At 59.1% G+C, this 17618-nt stretch carries 16 protein-coding genes and 3 pseudogenes; 9 read left to right on the top strand and 10 right to left on the bottom strand.

Translation table 11 applies throughout. The features are described from left to right. Window positions 1-216: 216 nt before the first annotated feature. Together IVB36_RS32205 and IVB36_RS32200 are read right to left on the bottom strand one after the other, a co-directional pair. Window positions 217-1227: an adenylate cyclase gene (locus IVB36_RS32205; RefSeq protein WP_247394307.1), complete on the bottom strand. Its 1011-nt coding sequence runs from the start codon at window positions 1225-1227 to the stop codon at window positions 217-219. Window positions 1228-1244: 17 nt separating this feature from the next. After that, a complete protein-coding gene (locus tag IVB36_RS32200; RefSeq protein ID WP_247394305.1) occupies window positions 1245-1991 on the bottom strand; it encodes an adenylate/guanylate cyclase domain-containing protein in 747 nt (248 codons plus the stop codon). 519 nt (window positions 1992-2510) lie between these two features. On the opposite strand from IVB36_RS32200, the gene IVB36_RS32195 reads away from it, so the two are divergent. From IVB36_RS32195 to IVB36_RS32180, 4 genes are all read left to right on the top strand, one after another. Beyond that, on the top strand, window positions 2511-3977 hold the full coding sequence (locus IVB36_RS32195; protein ID WP_247394303.1) for an amidase family protein: 1467 nt from the start codon (window positions 2511-2513) through the stop codon (window positions 3975-3977). Between the two features lie 68 nt (window positions 3978-4045). Continuing rightward, complete coding sequence (locus IVB36_RS32190) at window positions 4046-4483, top strand: DUF302 domain-containing protein (protein ID WP_247394301.1); 438 nt, start codon at window positions 4046-4048, stop codon at window positions 4481-4483. 84 nt (window positions 4484-4567) lie between these two features. Further along, window positions 4568-5140, top strand: coding sequence for a TetR/AcrR family transcriptional regulator (locus IVB36_RS32185; protein WP_247394300.1), 573 nt, complete (start codon window positions 4568-4570; stop codon window positions 5138-5140). A gap of 727 nt (window positions 5141-5867) precedes the next feature. Continuing rightward, complete coding sequence (locus IVB36_RS32180) at window positions 5868-7496, top strand: hypothetical protein (protein WP_247394298.1); 1629 nt, start codon at window positions 5868-5870, stop codon at window positions 7494-7496. Between the two features lie 61 nt (window positions 7497-7557). On the opposite strand, the gene IVB36_RS32175 is transcribed toward IVB36_RS32180, so the two are convergent. The 3 genes from IVB36_RS32175 to IVB36_RS32165 form a co-directional block, all read right to left on the bottom strand. After that, entirely contained in the window at window positions 7558-8052 is a 495-nt protein-coding gene (locus IVB36_RS32175; protein ID WP_247394296.1) for a hypothetical protein, read from the bottom strand. Between the two features lie 481 nt (window positions 8053-8533). Further along, window positions 8534-8761 (bottom strand): hypothetical protein, encoded by a 228-nt coding sequence (locus tag IVB36_RS32170; protein ID WP_247394294.1) that lies wholly within the window; start codon window positions 8759-8761, stop codon window positions 8534-8536. 1164 nt (window positions 8762-9925) lie between these two features. Beyond that, window positions 9926-10213 (bottom strand): hypothetical protein, encoded by a 288-nt coding sequence (locus tag IVB36_RS32165; RefSeq protein ID WP_247370437.1) that lies wholly within the window; start codon window positions 10211-10213, stop codon window positions 9926-9928. Between the two features lie 253 nt (window positions 10214-10466). Here IVB36_RS32165 and IVB36_RS32160 point away from each other — a divergent pair, with 253 nt between their 5' ends. Both IVB36_RS32160 and IVB36_RS32155 read left to right on the top strand, forming a co-directional pair. After that, a complete protein-coding gene (locus IVB36_RS32160; RefSeq protein WP_247300081.1) occupies window positions 10467-10664 on the top strand; it encodes a hypothetical protein in 198 nt (65 codons plus the stop codon). A 479-nt stretch (window positions 10665-11143) separates the two neighbouring features. Next, on the top strand, window positions 11144-11410 hold the full coding sequence (locus IVB36_RS32155) for a hypothetical protein (RefSeq protein ID WP_247351119.1): 267 nt from the start codon (window positions 11144-11146) through the stop codon (window positions 11408-11410). Between the two features lie 69 nt (window positions 11411-11479). Here the strand turns inward: IVB36_RS32155 and IVB36_RS32150 are convergent, their stop codons facing one another. After that, complete coding sequence (locus IVB36_RS32150) at window positions 11480-11938, bottom strand: cupin domain-containing protein (protein ID WP_247394292.1); 459 nt, start codon at window positions 11936-11938, stop codon at window positions 11480-11482. A gap of 926 nt (window positions 11939-12864) precedes the next feature. Between IVB36_RS32150 and IVB36_RS32145 the strand changes: the two genes are divergently transcribed. The 3 genes and pseudogenes from IVB36_RS32145 to IVB36_RS32135 all read left to right on the top strand — a co-directional run. Next, a complete protein-coding gene (locus tag IVB36_RS32145; RefSeq protein WP_247394290.1) occupies window positions 12865-13248 on the top strand; it encodes a hypothetical protein in 384 nt (127 codons plus the stop codon). 269 nt (window positions 13249-13517) lie between these two features. Further along, window positions 13518-13804: pseudogene (locus IVB36_RS32140) on the top strand (transposase); the annotation flags it as partial. Between the two features lie 26 nt (window positions 13805-13830). Then, a pseudogene (locus IVB36_RS32135) lies at window positions 13831-14109 on the top strand (IS110 family transposase); the annotation flags it as partial. A gap of 121 nt (window positions 14110-14230) precedes the next feature. Here the strand turns inward: IVB36_RS32135 and IVB36_RS32130 are convergent. The 4 genes and pseudogenes from IVB36_RS32130 to IVB36_RS32115 all read right to left on the bottom strand — a co-directional run bounded on the left by IVB36_RS32130 (window position 14231) and on the right by IVB36_RS32115 (window position 17594). Then, window positions 14231-14928 (bottom strand): annotated as a pseudogene (locus IVB36_RS32130) (aminodeoxychorismate/anthranilate synthase component II). Beyond that, window positions 14925-16319, bottom strand: a complete 1395-nt coding sequence (gene pabB / locus IVB36_RS32125) for an aminodeoxychorismate synthase component I (protein ID WP_247394288.1) — start codon at window positions 16317-16319, stop codon at window positions 14925-14927. The pseudogene IVB36_RS32130 and the gene pabB overlap by 4 nt, the downstream one beginning before the upstream one ends. Window positions 16320-16434: 115 nt before the next feature. After that, window positions 16435-16794, bottom strand: a complete 360-nt coding sequence (locus tag IVB36_RS32120; RefSeq protein ID WP_247394286.1) for a Dabb family protein — start codon at window positions 16792-16794, stop codon at window positions 16435-16437. 161 nt (window positions 16795-16955) lie between these two features. Continuing rightward, window positions 16956-17594, bottom strand: a complete 639-nt coding sequence (locus IVB36_RS32115; protein WP_247394285.1) for a GntR family transcriptional regulator — start codon at window positions 17592-17594, stop codon at window positions 16956-16958. Between the last annotated feature and the right edge of the window lie 24 nt (window positions 17595-17618).

Here is a 17618-nt window from a genome sequence, read left to right as displayed (position 1 = left end):
ATGGCCGTCCTCTTTGTTCCCGCATGCAAGTCCGCTGATGGCCTGAAGGCGTAGATCGCGATGGCGTCGGCCGTGTCGGGAAGTGAGGCGAGACCGGCCACGGCGGCCAGCAGTTCGACGCTGTTGACGTTAGCAGGCAACTTGTGCCGCTGGGCGACCGCCTGCTAGGAAAGTGCTGATTTCCGGGAACTACTTAGCCACGTGCCCGTACAAACTCTAATTGCCCGCTGGCACGCCTGCCAAGCTTAGGCCCTCGTAGATGCGCTCGCGCTGGGCCAGGAAGGTCGGGTTTTCACTGCGTCGCTCGTTCCGAAATCTTGCAACAGTAAAGTGCGGGTCCAGCTCGAGGCCGGCATTCCGCGCCTCCCTGCCCTCGGCAGCGCGGCCGCTCAGCGCGAAGGCCGCGGCCAGAAAAAAGTGAGCCATCGCGACGTTCGGATTCATTTCGACCGAGTTGCGCAGACGGTCCAACGCTGAGTTAAGCCTGCCGAGGAATAGGTCGGCGATACCAAGTAGGGCATACCAGCGATCGAGCCCGGGGTCCCGCGGGCTAAGCCGGATCGCGTTTGTGAGGTCAGCTTCTGCCTCTTCAGCGCGCCCCAGTAGAACCTTCAAAAAGCCTGCATCAGCATGGGCCCAAGCTAGATTACGATCGAGCGCAATAGCGAACTGAAGTTCGCGCAGCGCGCGTTCCGTCGCGCCTGAGACATGGAGGAGATTGGCGTGAACGAAATGGGCTAAAGCGTTGGAGGGAGCAAGCCTCAGTGCCTCAGTGATGGCCATGTGGGCGATACGTAGCTGTTCGTCCCGATTGGTCGAGGCGAAGGTGCGAAGGTCGTTGCCATGATAGAAAGCAAGACCGACCAACGCCTCGACGTTGCGATCGTCCAACCGGAGCGCCGCGTCGAACAGGTCACACGCGGCGCGGTCGCGGCGCAGCGACAAGGGTTGGTTGAGGATTGCCCAGCCGCGCATGGCCAAGTCCCCGGCATCCATATTGTTCGGTCGTTCGCGTTCGGCCCGGCGACCCTCTGCGGCAGCGAGCTCGACACCCACGGTCCGGGCGAGGCGCGTGGTGATTTCGTCCTGCATGTCGAAGATATCGGCGCGCGGCTTGTCGAAGCGCTCGGCCCAGAGGTGTGCGCCGGTTTCCGTGTCGATGAGCTGCGCGTTGACGCGAATGCGGTCCCCGCCACCCTGCACGCTGGCTTCCATCACGTAGCGCACACCAAGTTCTCGCCCGATCACCCGGACGTCCACTGGCTTGCCTTTGAAAGTGAGGCAGTGTTGCGAGCTATGACAAAGGCGCCAGGAATACGCGACAGGTCGGTTGTGAGGCTTTCAGTGACACCGTCGACGAAGTAGTCCTGCTCGCTGCTGCCATCGAGATTGACGAAGGGCAAGACAACGATAGAGAGTCGCGGTGCGACGGTCGTGTGCGGCGCTGCTGCTGCGGGTTGCGCGGGTGAAATCGAATAGATCTGCACCAGCTCGGCGATGTTCTTTAGCTGCTGCCGACCGCGATCTTGCGCGGTGATATCCATTTTGCCACGCACCTGGTCATAGACTGCAGTAGAAAGGCAAATACCACCAGGGTCGGCAGTGCCCTCCAATCGCGCCGCCACATTGACGCCGTCGCCCATGAGGTCGCCATCGTCCTCCACGACCACGTCACCGAGATTGATTCCGATGCGGAACTCAATGCGCCTATCCTGTACGAGGCCAGAATTGCTCTCGGCCATGGCCTGTTGCATAGCGATCGCCGAACGAACTGCATCCACAACCGAGGCGAACTCGGCCAGCAAGCCATCCCCATTAGTTTTGACGATACGCCCGCGATGGGCGGCGATCATAGGATCGATGAGGTCATTGCGGACCGTCCGGAGGCGATCGAGCGTGCCTTCCTCGTCAATTCCCACAAGCCGACTGTAGCCGACTGCATCAGCCGCGAGGATCGTCGTCAGCCGTCGGTTTGGCCGCTCGATCGCCAAAGCTCTCTCCTGGCTCGTTCGGGGCTAGTCTACGCATTTGGGTGCAGGTGCCAAGGGAGTCGACGATGAGGATCGCGGTCGAAATGTCCGGTGATCGCCCATCACGTCGGTTGGCACACCGCAGTGACATGTCTGGAGCGAGAGGTAGAGCGGAAGTCGTCCCAAGTCCGGGTCCGACCGCCGCCTTTGACCCAATGCAGAAGTCATCTACTCGGCCCGACAAACGCCGCCCCTGCTTCGGTATGACGTAGGCCAGCAATCGCGCCGGGGGTTGAAAGCGCGAATAGAGGGTGCGTTCAGGCCGTGCGTCACTGATGGTCATTCGTCGACCGCTTGATTGCTCCGATCGATCAACGGTGTCATCGGCACCTCACGAACACGTGTCCCGCAACAGAGCATGGACGCGAAAATCACCATTGAAGTACGATCGTAATTTCATATTATGACCGTAATGGCATTGAGCTGAGCCGCTGTTTGGCGGCAGCGGGATGCCGCCTAACAGCTCTTTGCGAGGATTTCATGGACGACACGACCGCCACTTCACGCCAGGTTGCATCGAGAGACACTACAGATCTGACCTCGCTTGGGCTCGCAGCCGCTGCAGCAGCGGTTCGCAACGGCGACATCACGTCGGAAGCCTACACTACTGCGCTTCTGCAGCGCGCCCGAACGCTTGCCGAACTGAACGCCTTCATCACCATCGACGGGGCCGCTGTGCTCGAGGCCGCGAGGGACGCGGACAAGGCGCATGCGGCCGGCTGGGCGGCTCCGCTCCTTGGCGTGCCCCTCGGGGTGAAGGACAGCTATTTGACGAAAGGGCTGCCTACCAGCCTGGGCGTCGAAGGTCTCGCTTGTTTCGTGCCGCGCGAAGATGCCGACGCCGTCCGCGCCATTAAGAGCGCGGGCGCTTTGGTCTTGGGCAAGAACAACCTCGTCGAGATGTCCTACGGCTTGACCGGTCACAACGCACGTTACGGCCAAGTGAAGAATCCGCGCGCACGAGATCGCGTGTCGGGCGGCTCCTCGAGCGGCTCCGCCGCTTCCGTGGCCGCCGGCCTCGTTCCCGCGTCCCTGGGCGGTGACACCGTCGGGTCGATCCGGGTGCCCGCATCGTTCTGTGGCGTCGTGGGATTCAAGCCGACCACCGGGCGTTGGCCGCGCAAGGGCGTTGCGCCGATCTCCCATACGCTCGACACGACGGGCGCATTCGCCCGAAGCGTCGCGGACTGCATATTGGTCGATCAGGTCGTGACTGGTGAACAGGCTGCGGAGTTCTCCGACGGCGGCTACAACCTGAAGGGAGCCAGACTGGCCTTCGCGCCGCGACAGTTCCTGGCTCTGGTGGACTCGGAAGTTGAGAGCCGCTTCCGCGAGGTGGTTCGGCGGCTGCAGGACGCCGGCGCCGAGGTCGTTGAGGTAGACCTTGGCGACGATTTCAATGCCCTCATCCAAACCGCGACATGGGGCATCTTCGCTCATGAGACGATGGGCGCAATTTCGGAATTCCTTCGACGCCACGACATTCCCACCACATTCGAGGCGATCTACGAGAGCCTCAAGCCCCAGCTTCGCCAGGCGTGGGGGCACATCGTACTGCCAGGCGGTGCGGGCGCTACCTCGGCAGAGGCCTACCAGACAGCGCTCAACGTGAGCCGCCCGGAAATCCAGCGCCGCCTCAACGCGGCGTTCGTCTCTCGTGGTGCGCAGGTCATTCTGCAACCGACCACGCCCTGCACGGCGCCGTTGATCGCGGAGCAGGCGACGGTCCATATCGCGGGGCAGGAAGTCAGCTACCTCGCTTTGGCGAACCACACCGTGTCGGCGAGCAGCGTGGGGCTGCCGGGTATCAGCCTTCCTGTTGGCTTGTCTCGCGCTGGGCTGCCGATTGGCCTTGAGCTGGACGCCTCCTTAGGGAGCGACCGGGGGCTTCTGCACCTTGCCCGCGGCATCGAAGGCATCTTGGACGAAGAGTCGCGTGCGATCTAACGCCGTAGCCCTTTCGCGTGGCGAAGGGACTACCTGCAAGCAACCACAACCGATTAGAGGATCAACAGATGGCCAATGCACGGTACTCAACGCGTGTCATTCCGGTCGAGCACGTCACCATCCGGTCAACACAATCTTTCGAGGACGTTCGTGCCAAGCTCGCGACCTTGGCACCCCGCATCGATGACGGGATCTTCACTCTCCGGCGATATGGTGAAAGCACGCGGGCGTTTCGAGAGTTGGAGGCATGTCCGCCGCTCACCATTTTCGGTCAGCGTGACCACGGAGCGCTCCTGGCTATTGCTGGGCTGACGCGCCGATCCATCCAGTTCGATATCGGAAATCCGCTCACCGCATCCAAGATGACCCGCCACCAATTGTCGGCCGGGCTCTATGCGCCCATCAGCGTTCTATTGCGCGAGGATGACGATGGCGGTGTCGCGTTTGAATATGACCGACCAGCATCCGTTTCGGCCAGTTTCGCAGCGATAATGTCGATGCAGTAGCCCATTGTCTTGATCGCGAGCTCCAATTCTTGTTGGAGGCGGCTGCAGCGTAGAGCTGCGGGATATTAGAAGAGTGGAGAGAAGATGCGTTTCGAGAAAGGTCATAAAGCAGCGACACGGCGGCACATCGTCGATGTAGCGTCGAAGTGCGTGCGCCGAGACGGCATCTCCGCCGCCGGGATCGCCGGGATCATGGGCGAGGCTGGCCTGACCAAAGGGGCTTTCTCTCCGCACTTCGAGTCCAAGGAGGCGCTCGTCCGCGAGGCGCTGGCGAGCGCGCTCGGAGACCAGCAACATCGGCTCGATGAAGATCAGCAGAGGGGCCTGGCCCTCGAGGGGGCGATCCGGAGATACCTCAACCGCGCTCACCTCGAAGACCCGGCGGAAGGGTGCCCTTCGGCGGCGTTGCTCCCGGAAATCGCCCGCCAGCCCCTGTCCACTCGGCAGGACTACGAGAAAGCGCTGCGAAGCTACGTTTCGTCTCTGGCCGCACTGCTTCCGGATGCCGATTCTGCAGCGAGCCGCCGCCGCGCGACCGCCATCTTCGGCCTCATGGTGGGCACCCTCCAGTTAGCGCGGGCCGTCCCCGACGCTGTCCAGGCGGACCAGATCCTGGAAGGCGGCGTTGAGGCCGCGTTGCACTTGGCGCGAGTTTGATCTTGCTAGATTAGGAAGGGCGGAGAGGTGCGAAAAGACTTTCCTTTCTGGCCCGTCGCCGAACTTCGTTTGCAGGGCCGCTATGCCTGACTTGAGGAGATAAGCCGACCTCGGTCCATGGCTGATAGAAGCTGCAGGGTGTCTACCGCCACACCTTGTCGATTCACGCCCTCAAATATGGTCGCAACCGTGGCGCGGTCCTCGATCGTCGAATACTGCACCGGCACTCGCATTTCCTTAAACACGGATTGCATCTCATTAATGCGCTTCGCGTCTTCGTCCTTGAGGTCTTTGGTTGCTGCGCGCTAGGGGACGGTGTCAAACAAGGCTTTCAGAGGAAAATACCTGCCTGGATCTGCTTCCGAGTCGGAGAGTGCAACGAATTGCGTGTCCTGTGCGCCGCTCTCGGCCTTCCCTCTCGAAGAAGATGTTCAGCCTGGGGCAACGACCCTAAACCAGTCGCGCATGGTCTGCCGATGCGCTCGACCTGTTCAACAGGAACCCGATTTTTCGAGTTCCTTTATCCGGAGCTCATTTACCCGTGCGCATCTAATAATGCGCGAACAGCCAAAACTGTGAACTGGCTCTCACAAGCAAAGCGCCGTCTAGCGTAACGTAGCGATAAGAAGCCAGTGATGTAGCATCGCTACCCGTCGAACAGGCCGATTGCTGCATACTTGGTGGTGCTTTTCGTCCCATGGGGCTTATTTTTGCAGGAGCATCCGAGATGCAGACGCTTGGACAGACTGCGCATTTCAACATTCAGTACGACGAAACCCTGCTCGGCCCCGATGGCAATCCGAACGCGATCTCGCGGGCTCAGCGAGTCCTGGGAGTCTGTGAAGCTGAATTCGGTCTCTTGGCTAGCTGGTATAAAATCACGGATGGGTTTGGACCCGACAATCGCATCACAGTTCAGATCATTGCGGACTTTGCAGCGGGTGGGGCAAGCAACAACGGGTACAAGGGAAGCAACACGATCATCAAGATCGGCAACCAGACGGCAAACGCCAACGCGATTGCTGCGGGTCAGAGCAGCTGCATGTCTTTTGTGGCTGAATTGGTCGAGGTTTTTGCTAGCTATCGCAACCAGCACGGAAACGCCGCCTGGAACGCGAGCAAGAGCGATGGCGAGGGCCTGTCGTTGCTTTGCGCCCGCGAGCGCTTCGGTACCGGGTATTCACTGTTTTTCGCAACGCCATGGGTGAACAGCTGGTTACAGTCCAGCCGCGACACGCAGTGGATCAACGCCTCCGAGAACACCGACAAGAATCCGCTCAGCTTCGGATTGTCCCTGCTGTTTCTCTACTATCTCAAGAACCAACTGAACCACTCCATTCCAGACATCATTGCGGCGGGAGGGGACAGCCTTGCGCAAACGTATCAAAACCTCACAGGCAAAAACGACGCAGCCGCAGCCTTCTCGCAATTGATTAATAAATATTTCCGGCCGGGGAGCACGCCCCAGCTCGCCACTGAAAATCCATTTCCGCTCCTGGAGGGATTGCGGCGGGAGATAAAGCTCTCGCTTGACCCCGAGCCCGAGGGAAAGCCGTTCCACGTGAATGAAGGCGTGGCGTTGACGTCACCATTCTTCACCTGCCCAAAGGATCTCTACAAGTGGTTTGTCGACAGTGCTCCGAAGAAAGTGACTTGCGTTGCGACTGTGCGTGGATTTGGCCTTCCCATATACCGATGGCGAGTTAATGGGGTCGACCTGAATCCACCGGCGCAACTGGACCAGCCAAACGTGCAGGGATCCATCACGGTTCAGGCGACAGTGGCGACCGATCATGCAGCCCAGCCATCTACGTCAGCCCTGCAGGACGTCCTCATCAACTATGGCGTCGGAGAGGACGATTTCAGTTCGAACCTGGTCTTTGACTTGCCGGGGGTCGTTGGCCACGTCGATTTGTCAATCGAGGCGAGTGCAAGCGAGCGTTTTGCGTCCACGGACGTTAGTTGGACGGCTCAAAGCATAACCGTTGACAATGAAAGTCTTCATTGGGAGGCACGTTACTACGCCGACCGAGAGCGCTGCATGAAACCCTTCCTTGATGTTGCGGCACGTTATATTCGGTCCGACCCGTTCTTTAGTTTGGTGAAGTCGCTTCCCGATCCTCCGCAGGAATATACTCGAGTGATTAGAGAGCTAACGGAAGCCTCCGCTCAGATTACTACTCTGGCGCAGCACGCGCCTGACCAGGCACGAGAGTTGCGCCATGCTATGTCGTCGGCGCTGGGCATAGCTCCTGCCGTTTTGGACGAACTCGGCAAAGCGAACATCAGGTCGACCGCGGTGCCCCACGAAGTGCCGGAGACCCTCCTAAAAGGAATGGGTCAGCAGAGTGGCTAACTATCCTAATAGTCATGCACTGCCCGCAATACCAGCGATGAAGCGGTTAGCGGCGCCATTGTCAGCGACTTCGCCTTTTCGCACGCCTTAGCGATTCGACGATTGGTCCGATCCTTTCATCCACCGTCTTGTTGCTTATGCTGAAGGATATGCGATCCGTGCTCCTAGCCGAAGCATCAATGCGGGCCTTTTGAAGATTTGAAAGATGCTCATCCTCAGGCCAGAGCTCATCTTGGATATGGCAGAAACCAACCGTTCTGCGAGGGTGAAACCAACAGAAGTTATTACCCGTTGATCCAAGTGCTACGTGATGCTTGTTGGATGACAGGCGTTCCTCGAGCCCAGCCGCCTTCAGGGCGGTTGCAATCTTGTCCATGACGGCCAATGAAGCAAAGTCGCGCTTCTTCTCCCAATACTTCCGATCCGTTCGTTCAGCCTCCTCCGAAGTATGTGCTTCAGGGGTCTCTCCGGTAACGTCCAACACAGTGACGCCATGAAGAACCACGTTGCTTTCGTCCAGCTTAAAAGCTCCGACCTGCACTGCGATCATCGGCACTGAACGATTGAGGACCCGTAGCACGTTGAAAAACGGCTCGTGATTCTCTCTGCGACAATTACGGCTCTGTGTTCTGACCCGGGACGACGCTGCCGCTCAACACCCCAATATTCGATGGTGCGGATATGTGACTCTCGTCCAACGCTCCCAGCATTACCTCTTCTTCGTAGAAGGTGTCCGCTTCCTCCGAGTACATCAGGAAGTCGCTCTTGCCGCCATGCGGCTGACGGCGCTCTCGCGCTAGACTTCAAGCTCGCCCAGACCAAGTATGCTGGTATCGTTCAATATCTGAGTCTGGAGACTTCTCGACCAACCCAGCTGCGCGAAGTTCAACCGCTTCAATGTTTTTCAGCGCGAAAGCCATTCCTGAGCTGCACCCCGGTTCCGAAGACACGGGGTGTGTTATGGGCATGCTCGGCGACTTTGGCCCTGCGACATGTCGGCAGCCTGCCAGGCCGGCATGACTCACAATATTCGAATGTCAACTCGGCGGAGAGACCGGCCGTCTATTCAGGATCGCGCGGTCATTGTCGTTCGTCGTTGCACCTCGGAACACAGCAACAAATCGATCCCCTTGCCAAAGCTCAACGTCGTGCTCGGCATGCATTTGCTCGGCTCGACGCCGCGCCGCCTGCTCGTCAATGCAGTCGAGCTTCGCCACGCAGATCACTTGTCGGCTGCTGTCCACCACGAATGCTTTGTACCGCATTCCGCAATCCGATCCCAACGGGGACCGTCATCGTAATCGAATGTCCGTCTAAGGCGGTGGGCAAACTAAGTGTGGGCGGGCGGAACCTTTGTACGTGTGGCAATTCGGCTATACCTGGAATTCATCGATCGCGCGGCGACACGCGTAATGCCTAGCTATTGCGCTACCTCACTGGCGTAATCTCACCGCGCGCCGAAGCCTGCGGCTCGAGCTTAGGATTGAGAAGCCACCAAGCATTATCAGCAGCATACCTGACCAAGTTGCCGTCCAGCTGCGTGCCTCGTCGTGCGCGTCTGCAACGCGCGCGCCCACTAGCAAAGCTGGAGGGGAGCCGGCGAGCGCGGGCGCGAGGAGCTGCTCAACGTCGACTTGGCCCGGCACGGAGTGCTCAGGCGGAAGCCGCCGGCTCTGCGCTGACGTCATGGCGTTGCCAATATCGAGCACGGCAGCGGCATCAGCCACCTTGATTTCGGCTGCAGGCGGCTGAGACGGCTCGGCCGGTGCGGAGCGCAGCAACTCCGCGCGCGCATCAACCACCGCGCTGTGCCTGGACTGCGCAGTTTCTCGTCCAAACTGGCGGTGCGATCTTCGGCCCCGCGATGACGAACTATCTTCTTCACCTTCGCGACACCCTCGGTCAGGAACCAGCATTTACGGTGACCGTCGAACCGATAGACCCAATGCGCCCCGTCCGCGGTCGTGTTGCCGGGTCGCGGCAAGCATTGCGGTTGCGCCAAAGAGGTCGCTGCGGGCTCGCGAGGAGCGGCATTGAATAAGTCGGCAAACGGGTCGGAGACCGCAGGTGTCGCCGAAAGACCTCCAACAAGAGCCAAACCGGCGAAGCAAGATCGCAAATGACGGGACATCAGAAACTCCCGGTGTTGCGCCCCACCCGCCACGACCCTTCGCGCCTACATGGGCCGCCATGCGGCTCAATTCCGGCGGCGCCATGGATTCATTGTGCGCCTGAACGACATCCCGGTCCGAATTGAAAACCCAGTGCAGCAGCCGAGGTTGCCAACCGTTCGGGAAGGTTTGCTCCCGACCGAGGGAGCGGCACAAGTCGGGAACCCACGCGAATGCGCAAGCTGTTCCGCCGCCCATCATTAAACCGGCCCAGCGTTATGTGCCCCTGGGGCGATCGCATTTCCATGTGCGACCTGACTACCATTCTGGATCGTCGAAGCCGCCGTAGTCCCGAACGATGTACTCTCGGGTGAAGCGCTCGACCGGACGCCAGCGCTCGTGAATAACGATGGTTGCAGTCGGCGGCCTCCAATAATCAGGATGGATGACGATGGTCGGGGACGGCGGGTAGGGATAGCGCGAATGAATGCGCCAGCAAAAATCCCCCTGGCATGCGATGGCGGCCGAGGCGCTCGCGGCGGAGAGGGCCAGGAGACCGGCAGCGGCGCTTGTTGCAATAAGAAGTCTCACAGGCGTGGTATTCATTGTCTTCCTCCTCCTTCTTCATTTTACGCACCGTAAACGGCCGTGCTTGTCGCTTCGTTTCAAAAAGTAAAATTAAAACAGGAACGCAGGAGTTCGACCGCTGCCCACGGCGCAGCCGAGGGGCCTGCGTTTGCGGCGCAGCACGCGGTTCTTGGAGCAACCCGATCCGACGATAGGCCTTAGCGTAAACGAGCATCGCAAACGGACCACCGGTACGGTATCGTAGGCGAGCTCTCGCCCGACGGAGGCGCACATGAAGCGCAGCTGGTCGATGTTGATCGCCGTCGCTGGGGTGGTGATTGTGTTCTTCTCCATGCTCGCCATTCGGGAGCAGCGCGCCGGCTTCGATGCGTTTGGCAAGCAAGGGGCACCCGCAGGCGTCGATCTATATGACGATCCCGCTCTCCGGGAGATCAGCGAGCGTAGCCCCTACATGCGCAACGAGCGCTGAGTCGGCTTGCTTCCTGCCGCGATCATAGGCACCCGTCACAAATCTTCCCGCAGGCCTTGAAGATCGGGTGGCCGGACCTTCTTCTCCGCCACTTCGCGCGGTACTCGACCTCGGCCAGCAGCTTCGGCCCGACCCGGAGGCCCTTTTGGCGATCCGCTTAGCGACGAAACGCGTGCCCCGTGAGCCTGCTTCGTTGGCATCCGTCCATGCGTTGCGAAAGTCGGCGTCGGCGGCCATCATCGCGATGCTGCCCCGCCCATCCAGAACTTCAGATCCGATGCCACTCAGCCACTCCGAGAGACGGCGCAACCAATGCTCGGAAGAGACCTGCGGTTTGATAAACCTCAATCGTTCCGCCAAATCCAAGGCCTCACCCGCAACGGGAACTTGCGTAAACAATGAGCAGCTTGACACCCCTTGCTCTGGAACGAACTGTCGCACGCAGACATTCTCCAACTCACGAAGTGAAGGAGAATAGGATGCGCAAGTACTTGTTTGCTGCGGCGATCGTGAGTGCAATCGCGACACCCGCAATCGCGGATGAAGTCGGTGTCGGCGTTCAGGCCGGTCCGGTCGGCGGAGGCGTCACAGTCGGAGAGTCTCACGAGCACCGACCCGTTGATCGGGACCGCACAACGGTCATCAGGGAGCCTGAGCATAGGGAAAGTGACAGAACGACGGTCATTAAGAAAGAGAATGAGGACGGCAGCCGAGAGAAAACCGTCATTCATCACGACAACGACTAACAAATGTGCCCGGACCACCGTCCGGGCTTTTCTTTTGCCTTGCGACACAGAGACGATTCGTTTGCTTCGCTACTTCTTACTCGGATCGTCTGCGGGATTGACGTAAGTTATCCCGAGTGGCCCTTGGCCATGAATTTGAACAACGGAAGGACTACTTGTCCAACCATAGTGGTTCATTTTGGCAGGCGCTTCGGCGTATCCGCCCGCTCTTAGCTCGATCGCTTTCTTCTCATCGAGTTTGTCGCCCATTCCGATGTGAAAGTTGCCCGATATGACGGTAGCGCCTTCATCTGTTGGATGATTATGGGCGGGAATTTTATAACCGCTTGGCATTCTTAGGCGGAGAACGAACAGCCCTTCTTTGGACGGGTCGCCCGAGAGTACCGCGATGTCGGCCCCCTTCGGCAAGGTGGGTGGTGCTGCCTCCCATTTAAGCTCACCAGAGTTAATCGGCATTTTCATATCATCGGCAATGGCTGTGTTCACACCTGCCAGGACGAAAGCCGAAGCGAGCAAGCGACTGAGCATGATCTCCTCCTTTTGGTGAGGTACCATCGTGTGCCAGCGGTGAAGCAAGTCAACTGAAAGTTAGCCTGCCGCTGCCGCATTCTAACGATTGGAGGCCTTAGCAGATTTATGATCAAGAGTGACAGCTCCGCTGACCTTGGCTTGCCAACGCTCGGACGAAACATCGAAGAACTCGGCCCGTTGCATTTTCTCGCTCGAAGCTTACTCAGCTACTGCTCCAACCCACGAGCCCATGTTTCAGCTTAACGCTGCGTGGGTTAACCACACCAAGCGAGCAGCCTCATTTTGGACCAACTGATCATGACCGTTGGGCCGCTCTGCACCGGGAGCCGCCACGTGATTAGAATTGTCGTGCTTGGAGTGGCTTGCCTAGTTGGACTGGGCGCTATTGCTGCAGCCACGAAGAAATCCGGGCCGCCGCCCGCGGCCGGTGTGGTCATGCCAATAGTAGCCGGTAACAAGGCTGATCGCCTGCCATTCACAATCAAACTGGATATGCCAGCTGCCGGTGAGCGCGCGGATGTTACGTACGTCCAGCCTGGCGAAGAAGAGCAAGCTGATTTTACCGCCATCCGCACCAAAGCAAGTCGCTCTTCCACCGCGTCGCGACTTTACGCCTCGTCATTGGCACGATCCCCATGACCTGAACGCCAGGGCCGCAAACAAAAGAGCCGACGCCGCGAAAGGACCAAGAAAGGGCGCCGCTGATCAGCCTCTAAAGCAGGCTGAGGCTAAGCGGTGCCGTTCGGACGGGCTGGATCCCCTGTTAAGAAAGCTGAACTTATCGCCGCCGTGCGATTCATGACCCCACCTCTAGTCGCCCGCTGCGCAATGGTTCTAATCAATATTGATCTGGCGGCTCATTCGCCGTTAATGATTGATTCAGTTCGCAGCATGATCATTGGGGAGCGACAAGGGATGCGATCATGCGATTGCGCCAGGCGAATACCTTGGAAGAGACCGAGGCGAGGGTCGCTGAAGCCAGCGAAGACCCGATGGCGCGTGTGACGCTGAGCGCGCGGGATTTCTCGAGTGCCAGCCGAGAAGAGGTTCTTGCATTATTGAAAGCAGACGGCGATCGAAAGCGCACCAATCGGCTGGTCGCAGGGGCGGTGATCGCTGGTTTTGCGCTGGGATGGGCTGCCGGTTTTGGTCGGTACGGTCCTATAACTTTCGCGTCGCTCAATTCAACCACTCAGACACAAACGCCTTCGCGTCGAATCGCCGAAACGAAGTCAGGCCGCAGGACCGGAGGCGAGGCCCGCGAAAGACGGTATCGACTTTGGGTTTGCGAACACCGCCAGGCGTAAGTCAATTCTCCGCAGATGGAGCGAGCATTTCCGCCGAACCTACAGCCACATGGTCCGACAGGGCTCATCAATCCGTGGACGTATCGAGCACCGTTTCTCAGGCCATCGAAGCAGATATGACGGCGACCGGCTCGATAGTGCCCAGCGGACCTCTCATGCCTGCCCCGGAGATAAGACCAGCAACCATTGAGGGTTGGACCGTTCTTGACGTTCGCGGCGGAGCGGCAGTTCTCGGAGGGCCCGATGGGGTTCGGATGGCAATGCGCGGCGATACAGTTCCCGGCAAAGGATCTCTTCCGACTCCAAGCAGAGGAATATGTCGCGGTCGAAGCCCGCCTCGCAAAGATCGAACCCAAGCTGATGAGGTGGCACCGCGACGATGATGTCAGCAGGCGGATCGCGACGATTCCCGGCGCCGCCGGAGACGTTCAGGTCAGGCCGCGACTTTGCCGCTTGGCTCGGACTGACACCCAAGGATCATTCGACGGGCGGCCGGCAAAGATATGGCGGAATCACAAAGGCCGGAGACTCAATGCTCCGATCGACGCTGTCAGCGTCACAGCTAGATGAGAGGAAAGTCTGATGAATCTTCTTGTTCGCATCGGTATGGACACTTCCAAGTCGGTTTTCCAGCTTCATGGTGTTGATGAGAACGAGGTGGTGGTGGTCCGCCGCCAGTTCCGGCGAGCCGAGATGATCCGCTACTTCGAGCGGCTTCCACCGGGTCTCGTCGCCATCGAGTCCTGCGGCAGCTCGCATCATTGGGCGCGCCTGCTGCAGTCGTTCGGTCACGAGGTGAAGCTGATCCCACCTCAGTACGTCAAGGCTTACGTGAAGCGCGGCAAGAACGACGCGGCCGAGCTTCCGTAGATTACACTGGCATCATCAAGGTCGCCTATGTGCTTGGAGCGTGCGTAGCGAACACCATCTTGGCCAGCGGACTTTGTCCGCGCAAACAGGCCGGACATCTGATAGCAAGCGATCAGGTCAAAAGTCTGCTACCATCCTGACAAGTATCTGTATTGCGCCGCGGCCGCTCTGCAGACTCTCGTCGATATCTGGGACGAAGCCCAGCCCCATGAGTCGCTGAGCGCCCCCCGCCGGCCGGTGGAAACGAACGTAGCAGCGCGTTTTTAAGCACCACGTGCCCGTCTTGGGTAAGTATCGATTCCGGGTGGAACTGCACACCAAAAGTTGGGTGATAGCGATGTGCGAGGGCCATGATCTCGCCCTCGTCGGAACGCGCTCTCACCGTAAGATTCGGTGCGCATGACTCATCGAGCTCAACAACAAGAGAATGGTAGCGGCCAACGCAAAGTGGCGACGGTAGCTCCCGGAATAGCCCTCGGCCGTCATGCGTTACATACGAGGACCTACCGTGCATAGGGCAACGTGCACGCGCCACCCGTCCGCCGAATACGCTCCCAATACACTGGTGTCCCAGGCAGATGCCGAGAATTGGAACGCGACCCGAAAGTTCACGGACGAGGGCCGTAGATATTCCAGCCTCAATTGGAGTGCACGGACCGGGGAGATGACCAGTGCGCGCGGCTTGAGGTCAATGAGGTCGCTGACGCTGACCACGTCGTTCCGGAATACTTCCGTTCCTTCACCAAGCTCCTGGAAATAGCGGGCAATGTTGAAGACGAAGGAGTCGTAGTTGTCGATGATGACAATCAAAGCGCACCGGATGTTTCAGCACCAAATGCGTCAAAGATTCGCTGCGCCTTGGCAAGCGTCTCCTCGTATTCTGCCGCCGGGTCCGACATCGCCGTTATACCGCTACCTGCATGAAATACAGCCATATCGTCGTCGATTGTTACAGTGCGGATCGCGATATTCGTATCCATCTGCCCGTTGAAGCCGATGAAACCGATTGCCCCGCAATAGACCTCGCGCGCCACACGCTCGATTTCAGTAATTATCTGCATCGCTCGCACCTTGGGCGCCCCCGTAATGGAGCCACCAGGAAAGCAAGCTCGCAGTAGCGTAACCGCATCTTCGTCTCCCGCGAGTGTACCCGTAACGATGGAGACGAGGTGATGCACTGAGGCATAGGACTCGAGATCGCACAGGGCTGGAACGTCGACTGAATGTGGAGTGCAAACACGTGATAGATCGTTGCGCAGGAGGTCGACGATCATAATGTTCTCGGCACGATCCTTTTCGGACGCAACGAGCACGTTAGCGCGGCGCTGGTCTTCGTTGGAATCAGCCGAACGCGCGATCGTGCCTTTGATCGGTCGTGTTTCGACCTTTGTTCCGTCGAGCTTCAGGAATCGCTCAGGCGAGCTCGATGCGATGGTCAGCTTTCCGTACCGTAGGAGGGCCCCAAAGGGTGCCGGGTTCAATGACCGCAGTTGACGATAGAAGGTGAGCGGATCGAATATAGTCGACAGCCTGGCCGTGAAGCGCTGCGCAATGTTGGCTTGGAAGAGGTCTCCGGCCAGAATCAAGTCGATGACGCGCTGTACCGCCGTAATGTATGCTTCTCGGCTGAAGTTTGAATTCCATGCACCCGCTTTGCCAGGGAGCACAATCCGCGGCGACTTTGGGTTGGCAAGTAGTGCTGCGAACTCATCGGCTCGACGACGTGCGCGCTCGCCGCGACGTGCGGGATCCTGCTCCGGCCATCCGGTCGAGACGATCCAGCATCTGTTGTTCCGGTGGTCGTAGCTGACGACCACGTCGTAAAGATGCAGAATGGATTGCGGCAAGCGCTGACCGGGAATTGCCGGCGCCGACAATCGCTCCAGCGTCCTGTTCCAATCGTACGCAAAGAAGCCAGCCGCGCCTGCCTGAAATGGCGGGAGATCGGGACGATGCTCTTGCGGATAGTTGGCGAGAAGAGTGCGAAGAACTTCCCATGGATCGCCATCGATATCTTCGCCGTTGCAACTCGCCCGTCCACCCGCAACTATGCAGGTGCTGAATGGATCGCAGGTCACATATGAGTAACGCCCGAGCAACTCATGCGTTGCTGCGCTATCGAGAAACGAGAGGTGCGGTCGATGCGCGAGACATTGCACCGCTGTAATAGGCTCAATCCACTGTAGTTCACGGACGTGCATCGCCTATGAGTCACCGCTGACTGGCGTGCTGTTAGACACGCTTCGATTATGATCCCGACCACAACGAGAGCGACGCTGGTCGGAGCGCCGCAAGCTCTCGAGATTGACTGTCAGACTAAGCCCTGTCGGGGGATACGATGCGCGGACTAAGTTGGACTCCGCCTGCCGCTGAGACGAAACGCGCATCTGTTGATACGTCATAGTCGGCCGCGAGGCGCAGCTCGCGCAGCGGTCGTGCTCGCCTGATCGATTCCTGGTAGAGCTCATGCGCTTTGTAGGCTGCGAGTTCCGTCTCGTTGTCGAACTCACCATAGACCACGACGTCGATATCGTTGCCAAACTGTTCGGCCTTGCGATTGCGAGCAATCTCGAGCCGCCGGGCATGCGAGATCGTGGTGAGAAGCGACAGGCCTTCGATCATTTGGTCGATATGGGCCTTATCTTTGGCGGTAAACAAGACGATGTGACGGATCATGGATGGCCATAGGTTAAATCGCGAGCAGATCGCATAGCTATCTTGGAATCGAGCCCGCTGCAACGCTAGTGCCACATGCCGCCTCGCGCGGCAAACAGACAGGGTTTGACACTCTTGCGATGGCCTGCGGCCTGAAGCGGAGCCCGCCAATCTCATTCTGGTCAGGACGCGGGAAGGGCAAGGCGCTCAATCGTTTGAATGTGGCGTGCGAGCAGGTTGCAGGCTTGATCGACGTTGCGCGCTCGCAGTGCCTGCAGAATCAGGCGGTGATCCTGATTGGATCGCGGTCGCCCCCCAGCATTGCGCGCCATCGCGAACACCAATCGCGAATTCGCAAGCTGTAGTCCGTCGAGACTGGCGAGCAGGCGCGGCATCGCGCACGGCGCCACCAGCGCCTGGTGAAAGGCGCGGTTGGCCATCTCAAAATCCTGAATCGTCTGGGCGTTGTCTCCTTCAATCAGGGCAAGCTCAATTCGTGCCAAATGGGTGGATGTGAACTTTGGCGCCGCATTGCGCAATGCGACCACTTCGAGCGCGGCACGCATCTCGGCGATCTCTTTCACTGAATTGGTATCAAGCGGGGCAACCCGAACGCCACGACGGGGCACAACGACGACAAGATGTTGCGCCTCCAGTTGCCGAAAAGCCTCGCGAACCGGGACGTGGCTCGAGTTGAACTCCCGCGCGACATGATCCTGCCGCAGCGGGGCATCTGGCTGGATGGCGCCGCTGATGATGCGCTCTCCGATTGACTCGGCAATGCGCCAGGCAACAGTCGTACTCTCGCCGTCGACCATCATAGATTATCTATCAAAAAAGTGGGT

The organism is Bradyrhizobium sp. 35 (assembly GCF_023073215.1).
GTDB classification, from domain to species: domain Bacteria; phylum Pseudomonadota; class Alphaproteobacteria; order Rhizobiales; family Xanthobacteraceae; genus Bradyrhizobium; species Bradyrhizobium canariense_D.
This window is presented reverse-complemented; position numbering and strand designations above follow the sequence as displayed.

Excerpts from the sequence above, each read along its gene's own strand:
- IVB36_RS32155 (WP_247351119.1), top strand. The coding sequence starts at position 11,144 with ATGCGCAAGTACTTGTTTGCTGCGGCGATCGTGAGTGCAATCGCGACA.
- IVB36_RS32180 (WP_247394298.1), top strand. The coding sequence starts at position 5,868 with ATGCAGACGCTTGGACAGACTGCGCATTTCAACATTCAGTACGACGAA.
- IVB36_RS32165 (WP_247370437.1), bottom strand. The coding sequence starts at position 10,213 with ATGAATACCACGCCTGTGAGACTTCTTATTGCAACAAGCGCCGCTGCC.
- IVB36_RS32115 (WP_247394285.1), bottom strand. The coding sequence starts at position 17,594 with ATGATGGTCGACGGCGAGAGTACGACTGTTGCCTGGCGCATTGCCGAG.
- IVB36_RS32185 (WP_247394300.1), top strand. The coding sequence starts at position 4,568 with ATGCGTTTCGAGAAAGGTCATAAAGCAGCGACACGGCGGCACATCGTC.
- IVB36_RS32160 (WP_247300081.1), top strand. The coding sequence starts at position 10,467 with ATGAAGCGCAGCTGGTCGATGTTGATCGCCGTCGCTGGGGTGGTGATT.
- IVB36_RS32195 (WP_247394303.1), top strand. The coding sequence starts at position 2,511 with ATGGACGACACGACCGCCACTTCACGCCAGGTTGCATCGAGAGACACT.
- pabB (WP_247394288.1), bottom strand. The coding sequence starts at position 16,319 with ATGCACGTCCGTGAACTACAGTGGATTGAGCCTATTACAGCGGTGCAA.
- IVB36_RS32170 (WP_247394294.1), bottom strand. The coding sequence starts at position 8,761 with ATGCGGTACAAAGCATTCGTGGTGGACAGCAGCCGACAAGTGATCTGC.
- IVB36_RS32120 (WP_247394286.1), bottom strand. The coding sequence starts at position 16,794 with ATGATCCGTCACATCGTCTTGTTTACCGCCAAAGATAAGGCCCATATC.
- IVB36_RS32150 (WP_247394292.1), bottom strand. The coding sequence starts at position 11,938 with ATGCTCAGTCGCTTGCTCGCTTCGGCTTTCGTCCTGGCAGGTGTGAAC.
- IVB36_RS32190 (WP_247394301.1), top strand. The coding sequence starts at position 4,046 with ATGGCCAATGCACGGTACTCAACGCGTGTCATTCCGGTCGAGCACGTC.
- IVB36_RS32145 (WP_247394290.1), top strand. The coding sequence starts at position 12,865 with ATGCGATTGCGCCAGGCGAATACCTTGGAAGAGACCGAGGCGAGGGTC.